The organism is Acidobacteriota bacterium (assembly GCA_035471785.1).
Taxonomy (GTDB): Bacteria; Acidobacteriota; UBA6911; order RPQK01; family DATIPO01; genus JANQFM01.
In genome coordinates, this window is record DATIPQ010000042.1 from 25342 (window position 1) to 41694 (window position 16353).

A 16353-nucleotide genomic window follows, 5' to 3' on the forward strand; every position below is an offset into this window, starting at 1 on the left:
GGCCTGGGATTCGTAGACTTCTTCGCTCGCGCGGAGGAGTTGCGAAAGACTGGCCAACCCTTCGTGACGGCTACAGTGGTGCGGGTGCAGCCGCCCACTTCAGGAAAACCGGGCGACAAGGCCCTCATCACTCAAGATGGCCGCATCTCCGGCTGGATCGGGGGCAGTTGCGTGGAGCCGGTGGTGTTGCGCGAGGCCCGGGCTGCCTTCGAGGACGGCCAGTGCCGCCTGGTGCGGCTGGCGCCGGGCTCTGAGGAAGACCGCCAGGGTCTTTTCTTTCACCGTATGACCTGCTTTAGCGGAGGCGCCATGGAAGTCTACATCGAACCCAATCTGCCCCTTCCCAGGCTGCTCATCTTCGGAACCTCTCCCATCGCCGAAAGCTTGGCGCGCCTGGCCGAGGCGGCCCGATTCGAGGTGCTGGCCCTAAAAGAGAACGACCTTCAGGCTCTGCAGCAGGACGGGTCAAGAGAAAGCCCCTGTTGCAGCGGCGGCAAAGTCGCCCTGGCCCCCTCCGACTACGCCGTCATCGCCACCCACGGCACCTTCGACGACTCCGCCCTCGGCTATTGCCTCAAGCGCAAGCCCGCCTACCTGGGCCTGCTGGCCAGCCGCCGCCGCGCTGCCGCCATCCGCAAGGGCTTGAAGAAAAAGGGCTATTCTTCTGACGACTTGCAGCGCATCCAGGCCCCGGCCGGCCTCGACCTCAACGCCAAGACGCCTGAAGAGGTGGCCATCAGCATCCTGGCCCAGATCGTCGCCCGGCGCCGCTCGGCCCAAGGTCCTGATGCCTCTGCCTCTCCAGAGAAGCAGGAAGCCGTCGAGTCCTCCACCACCGCATCGTCGTCCTCCTGCTGCCGCGATTCCGATTAGCAATCGGCTGGTCCCACCGTTTTTACACCGGCACAAAGCTCCTATGAAAATTGGGAGGTTCGTCCGATGCGCTTCGAGATCTCCTTGCCCTATGCTGACGGCTGCGCAACCTGCCCAAAGAAGTGTGGATCTATGACGTCAATCCGTCTACTGGAGGGCTGACGCTACGCTCGCAGACGCGCTTCAACTACGATCGCTACGACGCCACTGCCAACCACGCCGCACTGGTCAGCAGGAGCAACATCGTCAATCTGCAGACAGGCTTTACGACCAGCTACAAGACCCGGGGCAACGCCACCTCGGCCGAGCGCTGGCTCAATACGGCCTCCAGTTGGGTTACGGCTTGGACTCAATATGACGTCGCCGGCAATGCGGTCAAGTCGATCGATCCCCGCAGCCACGCCACCGACTTTGACTACACCGACAACTTCGGCGCTCCCAACGGGGAAGCCCGCACGACAACCAACCCCGCCGAATTGGGGAGCACCCTCAAGGCCTTCGCTTTCGTCAAGAAGGTCACCAATCCGCTCAGCCAGGCCTCATACGCTCAATACGACTACTGGACGGGCCAGGCGGTCGACGAAGAAGACCTGAATGGGCGGGTCCGCCGCACCAGCTACGACCTGATGGGGCGCCCGCGCCAGAGAATCCTTCCCGACGGCGGCCAAACCGACATCTATTATTCGGACATCGATTCGGCGACCCTGCACGGCGGCTCGAATGTCTTCAAGCCCCAAACAGTCACGCCCTTCCGGCGCAAGGTCTTCACCAAGGTCGACACCGGCTTGGACCGCATCGACCTGACTATTTTCGATGGTTTGGGAAGGGTGAGCTTGGCAGGTACCAGCAACGATGCCTACCTGGACTGGACCCGCACCGAGTATCATGGCATTTTCGGGGTGCGGCGGACTTCCAATCCACTATCGCTGACGCCTCTGGCAACCAACGAGATCCCCACCGCTACTTTCAACCAATGGACCACCTACACCTACGATGCTTTGGGGCGGATTACCGTCGTCACGACGCCTGACGGGCAAACTGCCATGACCACCTATCAGGGCAACCAAACCACCGCGTCCGATCAGATCGGGAGCGGACGGCGAGCCATTAGCGACGCCCTGGGGCGTCTGGCTACCGCAATCGAACCCGATCCGGCCAACGGCTCCTACACAACGGGCTACACCACCACCTATGAATACAATGCCCTGGACCAATTGACCAAGGTTACGCAGGATCCTCAGCAGCGGACCTTTACCTACGACACGCTGGGGCGCCTCACAGGCGCTACAATGCCCGAATGGGGCGCCTCCACCGCGGCTTCCGGCACTACCAGCTACGCCTACGACGCGTCCTCTAACTTGACTCAGAAGACCGATCCCCGCGGTGTTTCGACGTTTTGGAACAGCTATGACGGCCTCAACCGTCCTGCCAGCAAGAGCTACAACGATTCCCCGGCAACGCCTACCGTCACCTACACCTACGACTCGCTCAGCGCCAGCAATGGCAAGGGGCGCCTGACCAGCATGAGCGACGGAGCGGGCAGCGAGAGCTACAGCTACGATATGATGGGCCGGGTAACGTCCATGACGCGCACCACCACCGGCGCCCCTCAATCCCTGACCGGCAACTACACCTACAATTCGGCGGGAGGAGTCAAAACCGCCGCCTATCCGGGCGTTTCCAACGGCGCCGGAGGTGTTCCTCTCACCATCGCCTACGGCTACGACAACGCGGGTCGGCAGGTTTCTGCCGAGTACAGCAATGGTTCGTCGGGCCAGGTGATGGTCAGTGACTACGCCTTCGTCTTCAGCGCTTCCGGCGCCACCGAGACCACTACGCTGGGAAACGGAACCACCGAGACCATCCTCTACAACAACCGCATGCAGCCCTGGGACCGCAGCGTCCCCGGTATTCTCGATCTGACCTACACCTTCAACCGTCCAGTTGACGCCAAGAACAACGGCAACATACTCAAGGTTGTGGACGCCATGGTGACGGGCTGGGACTTCGACTACGGCTATGACCGCCTCAACCGCCTCAGCACGGCCACGCGCGGCTCCAACCTGCTGAACTTCGCCTACGACCGCTGGGGCAACCGTCTCAGCCAGTGCTCGAACTCCACCGCCGCTCCCAGCGTCAAGTTCACGCTCAACGCCAACAATAAGAACCGCATCGCCTCGGGCGTCAACGGCACTTCGGCCACCACCTGCAACCTCACGCCCTCGCAGGCCTTCACCTACGACAACGCGGGCAACCTGCTCACTGAGCCGTCCGACGCCTGGACAGGCCGGGGCGCCATGACCTACGCCTACGATGCCGAAAGCCGCATCAAGTCGACTAGCGGCGGAGCGACCGCCACGTTCGGCTATGACGGTCAGGGCCGGCGAGTCAAGAAGACCGTAGGAGGCTCGACCCGCTACTACTTCTACGATGTGCTGGGCAACCCTGTGTGGGAGTCCTACTCGGGCATCTGGGAGACTTACAACCTTTACTTCAACGGGAAGATGGTCTTCACCCAGACCGCCGCCATGAGTCCCCCCAAGGTCTGGCTTTACACTGACCACCTGGGGACCGTCCGGGTCAAGGCCAACGAGTCCGGCAGCGTCATCTCCGGCACCCGCCTCCACTACAGCCCCTTCGGCGAACGCCTCAACAGCAAAACCGACCCCGTCAAATACGAGTTCACGGGCAAGGAACGCGACGCCGAAACCAGTCTCGACTATATGGGTGCGAGGTACCTGTCCTCCGGCCAAGGGAGGTTCACAGCAACCGATCCTATTACCGTGGCAGCCAGCCGCGTAGCGGATCCTCAGCAGATGAATCTTTACGCGTACGCACGAAATAATCCACTAACCCACCTTGATCCCACTGGCATGATCATAGATAACAGTGGACTAAGTGAAGACGAACTCAAGAAATGGAGACGAATCAGGGAAGTCATTGAACGACGGGATGAGAATGGCAACCTTGTCCATCCAAAGCTCAAAGAAACCTTCGACCGGCTAGAAGCTGATCCCCGACGATTCTTTATCGTAAACGCGGACCTCGGCAAAAGGAGCGCGGGCCGATTCCTGATTACGAAGTTTGATGGCCCGGATGACTTCAGCGAAGCCAAGATATTTCTTAACTTCAAAGTCATCAAAAAGATGCGCTCTCCGACCCAAGGTGATTTCGACCCTTCCTTCAAGAAATATGAGGGGCTGTTCGGCAAGAACGGCTTCATCCTCCGAGCTTCGGAAGCATTTGGCCACGAGGGGAGCCACGCGATTTTCGCTTTGGATAACTTGCAGCAGGAAATCAGAACACAGCAACTCTTGAACCAGCGTGATGCTGCCTTGCAAGCCCTTCCGAGAGGCAAGGGGAGGTATCCGTTGCCTCCCGATGTGCTTCACTTGATGCAAGCTGCGGAACAGGCCCTCATACCCTCTGAGCGCTTTGCCCAGCAGATGACAAAGATAATCCACGATGAACTGAGGGCTGGACAGGGAAAGAAGTGAGAGGAGATTCCATGAGGACATTCGTAGTATTGATAGCCATTCTGGCCGCGCCTGCGATAATGAAGACCGCTGGTCTCCACGAGCAAAGCGCCCCTCCAGCTTGTGAAAACATGGAGTATGAGGACCGCAATCAGTTTGAGTACGATCCTCTCAAGGTGGGGCGTGTGCGCGGGACAGCTCTGGATCCAGACGGCGTCCGCGTGCCAGGTGCTTGCATTGGGGTGTTTTCAGAACCTGATCACCAGTTGGTATCGAGCGTCCAGACAGATGGCGAGGGTCGATTTGAATTCCCTGAAGTGCCCAAGGGCAACTACCGTCTTGTCTCGAGCTTTCCGGGTTTCTGTCCGGCTAACGCCAGGATCCGTGTCGAGCCCAAGAAACAAAACCGGAAGAGTCTCCTTCTGCGTCTCGAACTACCCAACATAGACGGTTGCAGCTATTTCGAACTGAAGTGAGGGAGTGTCCAAAAGGGGGTGCGAGAAGTAGGGGGCTCCTTTACGTTGGGGTGCAAGATGGTTGGTGTTCGGCATTCGATGACAGCACTGCTAACGGTTGCTTGGCTGCTTTTCGGGTCGCCGTGCTTTGAGCGACGACTTGATCCGGGATTTCGTAGACCAGCTCGGAACCGCCCTCGTCAACGATCCCAAGACTGACCTGTTTGCCTTGGCCAGGTTGACCACCCGGCAAATGCCCCGGGGTGAATCCGCCGAGATGGACTCTTTGCGCAATCCTCTACCCGCCCGTTTTTACGCCTCTTTCGTCCCGATCGGCCAGGGAATGATTTACTTCGTATGGACGCGCCAGGAAGGTGAATGGCGTATTCATCATGCTTCGCTGGCCTGCATGTGAGCAGGACACCGGGCCTCATTCTTGAAGCGGAGAGACGAGGCCGCGGCGCAGGGCGTAGAGGACCAGCTTCATGCGGTTGGATACGCCCAGCTTGGAGAAGATGGAGGTGAGGTGGTGGCGCACCGTGGTCTCGCTGACGAAGAGGCGCTCGGCCACCTCCTTGGTGGTCAGCCCCTCTGAAAGCACGGCAACGATCTCGCGCTCGCGCCTGGTCAGGGAGGCCATCTTGGCCTGGTCGCTGTCCCTCGGCTGAGGATCGCGGCGGCGCACGCGGTTGAGCAGCCTTGAATAGAGGCCGGGGTCCATCCAGACGCGCCCCTCGGCGACGGCGCTTAAGGCGTTGTACAGTTCCTCAGGGGAGGCGCCGGCCAACACGATTCCCTGTACACCCCGCATGATCGCTTCTTCGAAGAGACCGTCGTCGCGAACGTCGGCCAGCAAGACCGCTTTGGCGGAGGGAGCCGTCTTGAGCAATGCGTTCAGGGCTGGGAGGAGAACGTCTGCTCCCCCGGCGAGGCCGATGACGACGACATCGGCCTCGACCCTCGAGAGCAGCGAAAGAGCGTCCTCACCGGGTGCGGCATCACCGGCTACATCGAATTCGGATCGCTCCTGCAAAAGGGACCGGAGGCCTCTGCGAACCAATGTGTGCTGATGAACCACAACGATGGTGGTGTGCCGATGGCTATCCATCCTTAAGGCCAAAGATAATGAACCGGACTTGTCAAAACATAGCCTAAGAGCGTTCCTCCATCGATGTCAATCTAATAATGGCGGAGAAAATTCGGAGGGCGGGCGGTTTCAGTGGCGGGGGGCGACCAGCAGGACGACGTCGGCTTGGGCGTGAGAGGCCAGGCCGCCGGGAGCCCTGATGCCTTGCTTTTCAAGAGCCTGCTGGAGGAGTCCGGCGTGCTGGGGAGGGTTCTCGCTGTTGCGGATCAGGACGGCCAGCCCCCGCAATTGATTGCTGGGAAGCGGGAAATCGCTGGTAATCTGAACCAGCCAGCCTCCGGCCTTGATGGCGTCATGCAGTTGACGGGCGTATTGCAGGGCCTCGGGATCGTCCGGCACCGAGGCCACCAGCACGCTCCCCTTCAGCTCTTTGAGCGTCTCGCTGATTCCCTCGGCCTGGGATTGCCTGAGGCGCCGCCAGTCGGCACGCCGGCGGGCCTGACGGACCTCCTGGCGGGCCGCCTGCAAGTCCTGAAGGGCCTGGTCGCGCTCGCTGCTGAGGGACTCGATCTGTTCTTGGAGCGTCTCGTTCTCCTTGAGCAGGGCCTGATTCTCTTCCTCCAGGCGCAGGTTGTCGGCCCGCGCCTGGATGTGCATCTGCTGCTCCTGAAGGTTGGGCTGAGCCTCGGCGCTGCGCCGCTCCCCGCGCAGGGCCTGGGCGCGGTATTGCAGCACCAGCACGGCGGCCATGCACAAGGCCGCCAGCACCGCCAGCACAATTGCCCAGCGGGCGTAAGAACTCTGACGCTTCTCAAGCCGTTGAAGTTGAATTCGTTCTTTGATGCTCATTGCGCCTTAGAATACCGCCTGGAAGGACGGATGGCGAGTCCCTCCGCCCAGACGTTGTTTGAGGAACTCTTATCGTGAGAGAATGCGGGCCTTGCAGAGAAAGGGCTTGACCCTCGAAGCTGCGGGTGTTAAATTTGCCGCACTAATTCCATGAGCCTGTGTGCCCTTCCGGCTGCGAGAATAGAGGGAGGTGGACGGGCTCGAAGGAGGAAAAAAGTGGCGAAGAAGCCGATACATCAAAAACTCAGCCGCCGAGAGCGGCAGATCATGGACATCATCTACCGTGAGAACCGGTGCACGGCTCAGGAAGTCATGGAGATGATGGAGGATGCACCCGGCTACTCCACGGTACGCACCCTTCTGGGCGTCTTGGAACGAAAAGGTTACCTGCAGCACGAACGCAAGAGCTACCACTACGAATATTTCCCGACCACTCCGGCTTCCGAGGTCCGAACCACGGCTTTGGAGCATCTGATGGATACCTTTTTCCAAGGATCACCCACACGCGTCGTTTCCGCGTTGATGGACCTGAAAGGCGAAACGCTGACCGAGAAGGAGTATAAGGAGTTGACCCGGCTGATCGAGAAAGCACAAGCCGACGAGTCGTAATACGGAAAGCGACATGATGCCATGACGGAGTTCATTGGCGGCGCGCTGGCGGCGGTGGACGGTGCCTACTGGTTGCCGTTGCTGCTCAACGCGGCGCTCAAGGGAAGCATAATCCTGGGATTGGCGGTGTTGATGCGCCGCCTCTTGAGGCGATCCTCCGCTTCCATCCGCCATGCCGTCGGCGCCTCGGCCCTGGCAGCCTTGCTGGCCCTTCCGCTGATGTGGACCCTGCTGCCGGCCTGGCACCTACCTCTGCTTTCCGCTCCACCCGATCTTTCACAATGGACCGAGTCGGCGCCTTCGCAGGAGTCCCGACCGACCTCACAGACTCTTGTCCAAGCCCAAAGCAGGCGGTCGATGGACCTTTCCGCCTCGCCTCAAGCTGCAACCCGCCCTTCATCCGCCGACCTCAACGCATCCCGAAAGGTTGCCGGCGTCGCGCCCCCGGCCCAAGCCGCGGCTGCGCCAGACGTGGGTCCGGCGAGCGCTGTCGTCGTCCGTGAGGCCTCCCCATCGCAGGCGCCTGTGGTCAAGCCGCGCCGTTGGGCTTGGGCTGCTTCTTGGCTGAGAACCTACTGGCCGGCTCTGACCGCTCTACTCTGGCTGGGCGTAGCATGCTTGCTCTTGCTGCGGCTCTTCTACGCCATGCTGGGCGTCTGGTGGATCACCTCGCGCTCCCTCCCCTGCCCCGATGCAAGCTGGCAACGCTTGATCGACCAGTTGGGGCGGCGCATGGGACTGATGCGTCCGGTACGCATCGTTTTCAGCGACCACCTCGAAGTCGCCCTCAGCGTGGGACTGTGGAAACCCGTCATCATCGTTCCCAGTGAAGCCCGCCGATGGAACCGCTCGCGGCTGGAGTCCATCATTCTTCACGAATTGGCCCATGTCAGGCGGTGGGACAACGTCTTCAACGTGCTGGCTCAAGTGGTCTCCTCTCTCTACTGGTTCCATCCCCTGGTCTGGAGAGTGCAGTCGCGGCTCACCATCGACCGCGAACAGGCTTGCGACGACGCTGTGCTGGCGGCCGGCGCCCGGGCACCCGACTACGCCCAACACCTGCTGCAGGTGGCGCGGGCCGTGCTGCCCACCCGGAGGCGCCTGCTGCGGACCGTGGAAGTCTCCCAGTCCTCGGCCCTCAAAGACCGGCTGGAAGCCATTCTGGAAACCGGCCGCAACCGGAGCTCGCTGGGCGGTCTGAGCGCAGCCGTGTTGATGATTATCCTGCTCATGGCGGCTCCTCTGGCAGCCCTGCGCCCCTGGGCCGACACGACCATCTCGTTGTCGCGCCCCAAGGCCGGCAAGATGATTGCCAAGCGGTCCCCTGCAGGGAGCAAAGAGCCGCAGGAGCTGCCCGAGGCGCCCTGGAGATTGGCGTCGGCGCGCCAGCCTCCGACCTGGGAGCCGGCTCGGCGGGCCTTTACCCCTGAGTCCGGCGACGAGAACGGCCCTTTCTCCTCCTCCTCGGTGAGCGGCCTCTGGCCCAGAATGGGTTCCGGTCCTGAAGGGGGAGCTGCCGCTAACCAGCCCAGCCGGTCCCGTCCCCTGGACGGTTTTTCGGAGATTCCTGAGCGCACCGGACTGCCCTTGGTTGATCCCTCCCGCCTGTCTTTGACCGGCATCTTCTTGCCGGAGGCCCCTGGCGATGGAGGGGGCGAGGAGCAACCTGGACGGCCCATCGACAATCCGCGTAACCGGGTAGAGGATGACGAGGGAGACACGCCCCAGCAGCCTCAAGATCCCGATTCCGGTGAGGACGGCGGCGACCAAGGGGGCCAGGAAGACCCCGGTCAGGATCCCGAACCCCAGGAGCCCGAGGAAGAGCTTTCGCTGGACGCCATCACTCCTGAGGGAATGCAAGGTCCCTTCGGCCAAGCCCTGGACGTCAATGACAGCGGCACCGTGGTCGGCATCGCCACCACTGAGGAGGGCGAATTCAGACCTTTCGTGTGGGACCAAGGCTCGGGAGCCCGACTGCTCGATACGCTGGGCGGATTCGGCGGCAGCCAGTTGGTCTATGGAGTGAACCAGTGGGCCACCTCGGCTGCCCGTGCCGTCGGCGTCAACGACCGCCAAGAGGTGATCGGAATCAGTTCCGATCAAGATGGACGCATCCGCAGCTTCTATTGGTCGGAAAGCACCGGCATGCTCGACATGGGCTCGCTGGGCGGCGGCGAGACGCAGGTTCGGGCCATCAACGAGAGAGGGCAGGCGGTTGGCTTCAGCCTTACCGCCGCAGGCCGTCGGCGCGCCTTCGTTTGGACTCTCGAAGGCGGCATGCGCGACTTGGGCGGCGACCCGCAGTTGATCAGCGAAGCCCACAGCATCAACGACCTGGGCCAGGTGGTGGGTGAAATCGGATTCCGGCCTTTCCTGTGGGAAGAGGAGGCGGGCATGTTCCGCCTGGCCTCTGAAGAGATCATGGGCAGCGCCCAGGACATCAACGACTCCACTTCGGTGGTGGGATGGGCCATCTTCCGCCGGGGAGAGCCGCGCAAGGCCTTCATTTGGAGCCCCGACGCCGGCATGGAGAATCTGGGCACCCTGGGTCAGGAGTTCGACTCCAGCCGGGCCGTGGCCATCAACCAAGAAGGCGCAGTGCTGGGCTCCAGCAGCACTCCTCCCAATCCTTTCCTGGGCATTCAAACGCAGCGGGCCTTCCTGTGGACACGCCGCGACGCCATGACCGACATCGACGAGTATGGCGGCGGCGGCGAGCACGTGCCCGAGCTGGCCTTCAACAACCAACAGCGGGTAGCCTCGCGGCTGCCCCGCAACCCCCTCTCGGGCAGCGTGCAATCCTACCTGTGGGTGCCGGGCCAGGGAACGATGCTGCTGAACGGCGGCGAAGAAGAGGAGTATCACGTCTCCTCGCCCACCGCCCTTAACGATCTCGGCGAGATCGCGGGAACGGCGCTGGTATCGCGGGCCGATAGCTACTTCGGCGACATCTACCGCCCCGTCGTCTGGCGTCCCTCGGGATTGCAGCGTCAAGCCGGCGCCGGAGGAAGCGATCCTTTGAGCGATCTGCGCGACGAGTTGGACGGCCTTGACGACTCGGTCGATTCCGGCGTGCGCGAGGTCCTCGAAGCCCGTCTGCAGGCGGCCGCCCGTAAGTGGCAAGCGGGAATGCCGCGCCAAGCCCAGATCGATCTCTACCGCTTGGCCGTGATGGCCGAGCAGGCCCTGCAGCGGCAGGAATTGCCTCAAGCCCAGGGCAGCCGGTTGCTCGAGTCCGCCGTGGCGCTGATGAACTCTCTTTCCCGTGACCGGTAAGACTGGCCCCTTCCCGGGGGCGATCACCGCCTCTCCCAAATGTCTTAAAGCTGGCGCCGGATCGTGCCGATACCTGTTTGCAGGAGTCGGATCATGAAGGATAGCGATCATTCCCCGGACCATAACGTTGTCAGCGTCGTCTGCCCCCAGCATGGCGTCCGCTATAACCCCCAGGTCTCGGACGGCTGCGTGATCTGCCGCCGGGACCGGCAGGAAGCGGGAGAAGACTCGGAGCAAGGAGGGCGCTGGGGACTGATGACGGCCTCGGTGCTGGGACTGGTTCTGGTCGTCCTCGTGATCTCCGCTGTGCTGCGCCCGTCCGACCGGGCTCAGGCCGCCGATCAGAAAACGCCCCCCAAGCCTCGTACGGTGATGACCGCCCTCAGCGAGCAGGGCCTGGACCCGCAGCCCTTCCGCCCCCAAATCGAGAGGCTGGAAAAGCTGCTCTACCAGGGATCGCCTTCGGCGCCTCTGGGGGGCGAAATCGAGAGCGCGGTGGCCGAGTTGGCCAAGCAGGTGGGGCAGCAAAGCTCACCCCTGGTAGGCACGGCGGTCACCTTGCGGCTGCTTACCTTCAAGGACTGGATCGGCGCCCGCTCCGACGTCGGATACGGCGTGCTCGACCTTTCCCAAGCTCGGCTCCATTGGGAAAGCGAGGTGCGCGACAAGGTCTTCTTGCCCGCCGACTGGTTCCAGTCCGCTAGGTCAGGCTCGGCCCGCCGCTGATCGAGCCCTTCGCGATACAATCCCCGGCATGGAAAAGAAAGTCGCCGATTCGCGCACCACCATGACCGAGGTGGTGCTTCCCAACGACACCAACGTTTATGGCAACATCCTGGGCGGCAAGGTCATGCACCTGATCGACATCGCCGCCGCCATCGCCGCCTATCGCCACTGCCGCCAGCCGGTCGCCACCGTCTCGGTCGATTCACTGCACTTTCTGCATCCCATCAAGATGGGGCACATCATCATGCTGGAAGCCTGTGTGACGCGGGCTTTCACCACTTCGATGGAGGTCGAGGTCCGGGTCTACTCCGAGGATCCGCTGAGCGGGGAGAGGAAGCGAACCAGCAAAGCCTTCCTGACCTTCGTGGCCATCGACGAAGAGGGCCGGCCATCGAAGGTGGAGCCCATCGTCCCGGTCAGCGAGTCTGAGAAGCAGCGCTACGAAGAAGCCCAGCAGCGCCGCCGCCGCCGCCTGCAAGAGGCGACTTAACCCTCTTTCGCCAAGGCTATGGAGGCAAACCGAGTCTCGCCTCAAGTGAGTTAACCGTGACCCCTTGCCGAGCGTATGAAGGGGGTGAAAGGAGACAGGATGCGCGAAATCGATGCAATCTTGGGAGTCTCGGTCGTCTGCACCCTCATCGGCTGGATCTTCTACGTGATTTCAAACTGGTGGTTGCAGAACCGGCGCCTGACTCTGACCATGGAGTTTCACAAGAGGCTGTTGGACCGCATGGGCAACAGCGAAGAATTCGGACGCTTCCTGGAGAGCCAGGCCGGACAGAACATGATGCAGTCCCTTTCTGAACAGCCGGTGCCGCGTTTTTTGGGCGGATCGGGCGTCCTCAGGGCTTTGCAGGCCTCGGTGGTATTCCTCATGCTGTCTCTGGCCATGTTCGCGTTGCGCTGGATCTATCCTCTCGACGAGGGATACCTGGTAATGGGAATATTGACGATGGCGGTGGGGCTGGGACTGCTGCTCTCGTCGCTGCTGTCTTACGGATTGCGGGATCGATTGGAGCGGTCGTGAACGACCGCGCGGGAGGAAGCTTGAATGTGGAGCAATGCGGCTTTCTGGTATCGCGTCGCCCCGCTGACCGGCCACGCTGAAGAACAGGGCCTGGTCATGGACGAGGCGAGATTCAAAGCCTTTTATCAACAGACGTCGCGTCCTCTGTGGGGCTATCTCTATCGCCTTTGCGGCAAGCCCGCGCTGGCCGACGACATACTGCAGGACGCTTACTGCCGCTTCCTTCAGGCCGATTTGAAGGAGGCCGAGTTGCCCCAGTTGAGGTCTTACCTCTACCGCATCGCCTCCAACCTGCTCACCGACCACTACCGCAAGACGGGACGCGAAAGCTCGCTGGAAGAACGGCCCGAGCGGGTCGCCCCGGATTCTGATCTGGCCGACACCACCATGCGGCGCACCGACCTTCAGCGCGCCTTGCTCCAGGTCAGCCCCAACGAGCGCGTCATGCTGTGGATGGCCTACGTGGAGGGCTCGGCCCACCGTGAGATCGCACGCCGATTGGGACTGAAGGAAAAGAGCATCAAGGTCTTGCTCTTCAGGGCCCGCCGCAAGCTGGCCGAGACCCTCAAGGAAATGGGAGTGGAGAGCACCGCGGACTTCTTTGCTCCAGGTTCAACCAACAGGAGCCGTCCATGAAACAGCCCTGTCCACGCCAGGAAGAAATCCGCCAGGCCTTCATCGACGGCCCCTTGGAAGGTGACGTGCGCTCTCACGCGCTGCAATGCCCCGATTGCAGCCAAGCCCTGGCCGTGGCCTCGGCCCTGCGCGAGATGGCGGCCCAGGAACCTCCCCAGCCGGTCTTGCCCCGGGCCGAGTTCCTGTGGATGAAGGCCCGCATGGAGCAGCGAGTGAAATTGCAACGACGGCGCCAACTGGGCGTGGCCTGGATATCGGCTGCCGCCGTCCTGCTGCTGCTGCTGGGCGTGGCTCAACTGCTGGCCTGGCTGTGGGGCGGAATCGCCGCTTCTCTGCCGCCGCAAGGCCTCGCCCAGTTGACCGACTCTCTCTCTGGAATCGCCCGGCTGGTGGGTGTCATGACCACCCTCAGCCTGGCCACAGCTCTCCTCAGCGGACTGCTGCTGCGCGTGCTGGGGCGTCGCCTGGCCTAGAGGCAGGCGAGCGCCCTCATACCGCCGAGAGCATTGGGCGGTATGAGGCTGCTCGCTATCTTGGCTAAGCTAAGCTAGTGGCCTAGACCGCCGGGGCCAGGCGCGATTCGCGGCAAAGCCGGCTCAGGGCGGGATTGCGGGCCAATTCGGTGGCCAGCCGGGTGTGCAGGGCGTGTCCGGCCTTGTAGGCCACGACATGGCCGACAACCGGATGTCCGCACAGGGAAATGTCCCCGATCAGATCCAGGACCTTGTGGCGCACAAACTCGTCTTCGGCCCTCAGCTCGCCGTTCATGATGCCGTCCTTGCTCAGCACCACCGCGTTCTCCAGTGAACCTCCCCGCACCAGGCCGCTCTTGAGCAGTTGCTCCACCTCGTCGTAGAACCCGAAGGTGCGGGCGAAGGCGATCTCACGCGCGTAAGTCTCGGACCCGACTTCAAGGTCGAGCTTCTGACGTCCGATGGCGGGATGCTCGAAGTCGATTTCATAAGTGATGCGGAAACCGTCGAAAGGCCTGATCTCGATGTACTTGTCGCCTTCTTGCAGGCGCAGGGTGCGCTCCACCTGCAGGTAGACGCGCTCCGATTCTTGGGTGCGGGTTCCGGCCTTGTTCAGCATCTCCACGAAGGGTCGGGCTGAGCCGTCCATGATGGGCACTTCCAGAGAATCGATGTCGACGTAGCAGTTGTCGATGCCCTGGCCGTAGAGTGCGGAGAGCAGGTGCTCCACCGTGGAAAGCATGACGCCGCGCTTCATCAGCGTGGTGGCCAGCACCACGCGTGAGACATGCTTGCGCAGCGCCTCGATTTCGAAGCCCTGCAAATCGGTGCGGCGGAAAACGATGCCGGTGTCGGCGGGAGCGGGTTGAAGGGTGATGGATACCTGGCATCCGGTATGCAGTCCGACTCCCCGGACCGAAACCGGCTTCGAAATCGTTCGTTGCATTCAGAGTCTCCCCGTTCACCCACTCCTGACGCAATCTTCATTCCAACTCCGGCAGCCCGAAAACGGGGCACCTTTGGGCCGTTTTCAGGCTCGCACCGTGCATTTTCAACAACAGTGGTGTTGTTTCGATGCCACACTTCAGGGCGCAAACGAGGTTAGCGGGAAGGCTGGGGAGTGGCGGCGGCGCGGCGCAGCAGCGCTTGGCGCAGATTCTGCAAAGGCTGCCAGAGGGAGAGCGCTCCGATGTAAAGGAATCCGTTCATGAAGAGGATCAGAAAAGGCAACGACGCGTAGTGACCGTGGTTGAAGGCGTAAAAAATGACCCCGGCGAAGAGCAGGCCCAAGGTGATCTCGATCAGCGGAGCCAGTCCGATGCGGGCCCGGTAGCGCTTGTCGGTCCAGCGGTCGCCGGACTGTCTGATGGAGAACTTGGGAGTGCGGATGAACTCGGAATCGATGCCCAACAGGCCTTCCATCACGGCCTTGGCGTTGTTGACCGAGAGTCCGATGCCGGTGCTCAGCACCATGGGCAGGTAGCGCAGCCGGGAGAGCCAGTCGCGGTGGACTGCCCGCTGGGAAACCACGTAGAAGGAACTGACCGAAAAGGTGGCGGCCGCGAAAAGAGGCAAGTCGATAAGCACCAATTCCAGCCACCCGTGCTGCACGCGGATGATCAGGGCCGGGAAGAGCAGCAGGCTCAGCAGCACCATCAATGGATAGCAGACGTTGGCCGTCAGGTGGTAGAAGGCTTCCACTTTGAGCCGCGCGGGCAGGCGGCTTCGCAGCAGGCGCGGCAGCAGTTTGCGCGCGGTCTGGATGGATCCTTTGGCCCAACGGTACTGCTGCGATTTAAAGCTATTGACGTCCACCGGAATCTCGGCCGGGGCGGTGAAGTCGGAAATGAAAACGAACTTCCAGCCCTTGAGCTGAGCACGGTACGAGAGGTCGAGGTCTTCGGTCAGCGTGTCATGTTGCCAGCTCCCCGCCTCTTCGATGGCCTGGCGCCGCCAGATTCCGGCGGTGCCGTTGAAGTTGAAGAAGCGTCCCGAGCGATGGCGGGTGGCGCTTTCCAGCACGAAGTGTCCGTCCAACAAGATCGACTGCACCTTGGTGAGCAGCGAATAGTCACCGTTGATGTGATCCCATCGCACCTGCACCATGCCGACCTGGGAATCGGAAAAATAGTCCAGCGTGCGCTGCAGGGTGTCGGGATGGGGCACGAAGTCGGCATCGAAAATGGCGATGAACTCGCCCTTGGCCTTCTTGAGGCCGTAGTGCAGCGCTCCCGCCTTGAATCCTTCCCGGTCGGGACGGCGCAGATAGTGGATGTCGAAGCCCTTGGCGGCATAGTGGCGGACTCGCCGCCGAGCCACCTGCCGGGTCTCGTCATCGGAATCGTCGAGGACCTGAATTTCCAGCAGATGCCGAGGATAGTCGAGGCGGCAAACGGCGTCGATGAGCCGTTCCACCACGTAGACTTCGTTGTAGAGGGGCAGTTGGACCGTCACCCGCGGCTGTTTGTCCAAGCGTCCTTCGGGCTTGGGGACCCGATGGCGGTACTTGTGGTGCAGATAGACCAGTTGATAGCGGTGCAGGCCGTAGATCGAGAGGATGCACAAGACCAGGAAGTAGGCCGCCAGGATTGAGGTGCTCAACCCGGGATGACCGTGCAGAAAAGTGGCGGGATCGGTCGCTATCCAGTCGATCAAAACGGCTCCTCGGGGGGTCTCTCTGTCGGATTCCTCTCCAAATTGGGCTGAAGACGGCGCCCAAGCTGCGGGCGGGGCTCATTATACCCAAGGCTCCTCCCGCCAGGAGTCGGAAACAAGACACCCTTATCGAGTCGGGCGCCTTTTCCTGGTGCTGCCGGTCATAAGTTCTGAGCCAGGCGGTCGTTTTTTGTCCCTGCAAGGGACAGAT

General features: G+C 61.9%; 15 protein-coding genes. 11 read left to right on the forward strand and 4 right to left on the reverse strand.

All coding sequences use genetic code 11. From position 1 onward, the window contains the following. Positions 1-39 precede the first annotated feature (39 nt). The 4 genes from VLU25_06860 (at position 40) to VLU25_06875 (ending at position 5219) form a co-directional block, all read left to right on the forward strand. Positions 40-873: an XdhC family protein gene (locus VLU25_06860; GenBank protein HSR67644.1), complete on the forward strand. Its 834-nt coding sequence runs from the start codon at positions 40-42 to the stop codon at positions 871-873. 122 nt (positions 874-995) lie between these two features. After that, positions 996-4370, forward strand: a complete 3375-nt coding sequence (locus VLU25_06865; protein ID HSR67645.1) for an RHS repeat-associated core domain-containing protein — start codon at positions 996-998, stop codon at positions 4368-4370. A gap of 11 nt (positions 4371-4381) precedes the next feature. Then, the gene (locus VLU25_06870) at positions 4382-4825 is read left to right on the forward strand and encodes a carboxypeptidase-like regulatory domain-containing protein (protein ID HSR67646.1); all 444 of its coding nucleotides are present in this window, start codon (positions 4382-4384) and stop codon (positions 4823-4825) included. A gap of 127 nt (positions 4826-4952) precedes the next feature. Beyond that, positions 4953-5219 (forward strand): hypothetical protein, encoded by a 267-nt coding sequence (locus VLU25_06875; GenBank protein ID HSR67647.1) that lies wholly within the window; start codon positions 4953-4955, stop codon positions 5217-5219. A gap of 15 nt (positions 5220-5234) precedes the next feature. On the opposite strand, the gene VLU25_06880 is transcribed toward VLU25_06875, so the two are convergent. Together VLU25_06880 and VLU25_06885 are read right to left on the reverse strand one after the other, a co-directional pair. Beyond that, on the reverse strand, positions 5235-5837 hold the full coding sequence (locus VLU25_06880) for a response regulator transcription factor (protein HSR67648.1): 603 nt from the start codon (positions 5835-5837) through the stop codon (positions 5235-5237). A gap of 183 nt (positions 5838-6020) precedes the next feature. After that, complete coding sequence (locus VLU25_06885; GenBank protein ID HSR67649.1) at positions 6021-6740, reverse strand: hypothetical protein; 720 nt, start codon at positions 6738-6740, stop codon at positions 6021-6023. Positions 6741-6956: 216 nt separating this feature from the next. Here VLU25_06885 and VLU25_06890 point away from each other — a divergent pair, with 216 nt between their 5' ends. The 7 genes from VLU25_06890 to VLU25_06920 all read left to right on the forward strand — a co-directional run bounded on the left by VLU25_06890 (position 6957) and on the right by VLU25_06920 (position 13487). Further along, on the forward strand, positions 6957-7349 hold the full coding sequence (locus tag VLU25_06890) for a BlaI/MecI/CopY family transcriptional regulator (protein ID HSR67650.1): 393 nt from the start codon (positions 6957-6959) through the stop codon (positions 7347-7349). 21 nt (positions 7350-7370) lie between these two features. Beyond that, positions 7371-10625, forward strand: coding sequence for a M56 family metallopeptidase (locus VLU25_06895; protein HSR67651.1), 3255 nt, complete (start codon positions 7371-7373; stop codon positions 10623-10625). Between the two features lie 93 nt (positions 10626-10718). Beyond that, a complete protein-coding gene (locus tag VLU25_06900; GenBank protein ID HSR67652.1) occupies positions 10719-11351 on the forward strand; it encodes a hypothetical protein in 633 nt (210 codons plus the stop codon). Positions 11352-11379: 28 nt separating this feature from the next. Further along, a complete protein-coding gene (locus VLU25_06905) occupies positions 11380-11841 on the forward strand; it encodes an acyl-CoA thioesterase (protein HSR67653.1) in 462 nt (153 codons plus the stop codon). Positions 11842-11940: 99 nt separating this feature from the next. Beyond that, positions 11941-12378: a hypothetical protein gene (locus VLU25_06910; protein HSR67654.1), complete on the forward strand. Its 438-nt coding sequence runs from the start codon at positions 11941-11943 to the stop codon at positions 12376-12378. A gap of 24 nt (positions 12379-12402) precedes the next feature. Next, positions 12403-13014: an RNA polymerase sigma factor gene (locus VLU25_06915; GenBank protein HSR67655.1), complete on the forward strand. Its 612-nt coding sequence runs from the start codon at positions 12403-12405 to the stop codon at positions 13012-13014. Beyond that, the gene (locus VLU25_06920; protein HSR67656.1) at positions 13011-13487 is read left to right on the forward strand and encodes a hypothetical protein; all 477 of its coding nucleotides are present in this window, start codon (positions 13011-13013) and stop codon (positions 13485-13487) included. The genes VLU25_06915 and VLU25_06920 overlap by 4 nt, the downstream gene beginning before the upstream one ends. An 82-nt stretch (positions 13488-13569) precedes the next feature. Here VLU25_06920 and lpxC read toward each other — a convergent pair whose 3' ends face one another. Both lpxC and VLU25_06930 read right to left on the reverse strand, forming a co-directional pair. Next, positions 13570-14433, reverse strand: a complete 864-nt coding sequence (gene lpxC / locus VLU25_06925) for a UDP-3-O-acyl-N-acetylglucosamine deacetylase (protein ID HSR67657.1) — start codon at positions 14431-14433, stop codon at positions 13570-13572. A gap of 155 nt (positions 14434-14588) precedes the next feature. Then, positions 14589-16142 (reverse strand): cellulose synthase family protein, encoded by a 1554-nt coding sequence (locus VLU25_06930; GenBank protein ID HSR67658.1) that lies wholly within the window; start codon positions 16140-16142, stop codon positions 14589-14591. Positions 16143-16353: the final 211 nt, after the last annotated feature.

Excerpts from the sequence above, each read along its gene's own strand:
- VLU25_06870 (HSR67646.1), top strand. The coding sequence starts at position 4,382 with ATGAGGACATTCGTAGTATTGATAGCCATTCTGGCCGCGCCTGCGATA.
- VLU25_06885 (HSR67649.1), bottom strand. The coding sequence starts at position 6,740 with ATGAGCATCAAAGAACGAATTCAACTTCAACGGCTTGAGAAGCGTCAG.
- VLU25_06895 (HSR67651.1), top strand. The coding sequence starts at position 7,371 with ATGACGGAGTTCATTGGCGGCGCGCTGGCGGCGGTGGACGGTGCCTAC.
- VLU25_06900 (HSR67652.1), top strand. The coding sequence starts at position 10,719 with ATGAAGGATAGCGATCATTCCCCGGACCATAACGTTGTCAGCGTCGTC.
- VLU25_06905 (HSR67653.1), top strand. The coding sequence starts at position 11,380 with ATGGAAAAGAAAGTCGCCGATTCGCGCACCACCATGACCGAGGTGGTG.
- VLU25_06910 (HSR67654.1), top strand. The coding sequence starts at position 11,941 with ATGCGCGAAATCGATGCAATCTTGGGAGTCTCGGTCGTCTGCACCCTC.
- VLU25_06915 (HSR67655.1), top strand. The coding sequence starts at position 12,403 with ATGTGGAGCAATGCGGCTTTCTGGTATCGCGTCGCCCCGCTGACCGGC.
- VLU25_06920 (HSR67656.1), top strand. The coding sequence starts at position 13,011 with ATGAAACAGCCCTGTCCACGCCAGGAAGAAATCCGCCAGGCCTTCATC.
- lpxC (HSR67657.1), bottom strand. The coding sequence starts at position 14,433 with ATGCAACGAACGATTTCGAAGCCGGTTTCGGTCCGGGGAGTCGGACTG.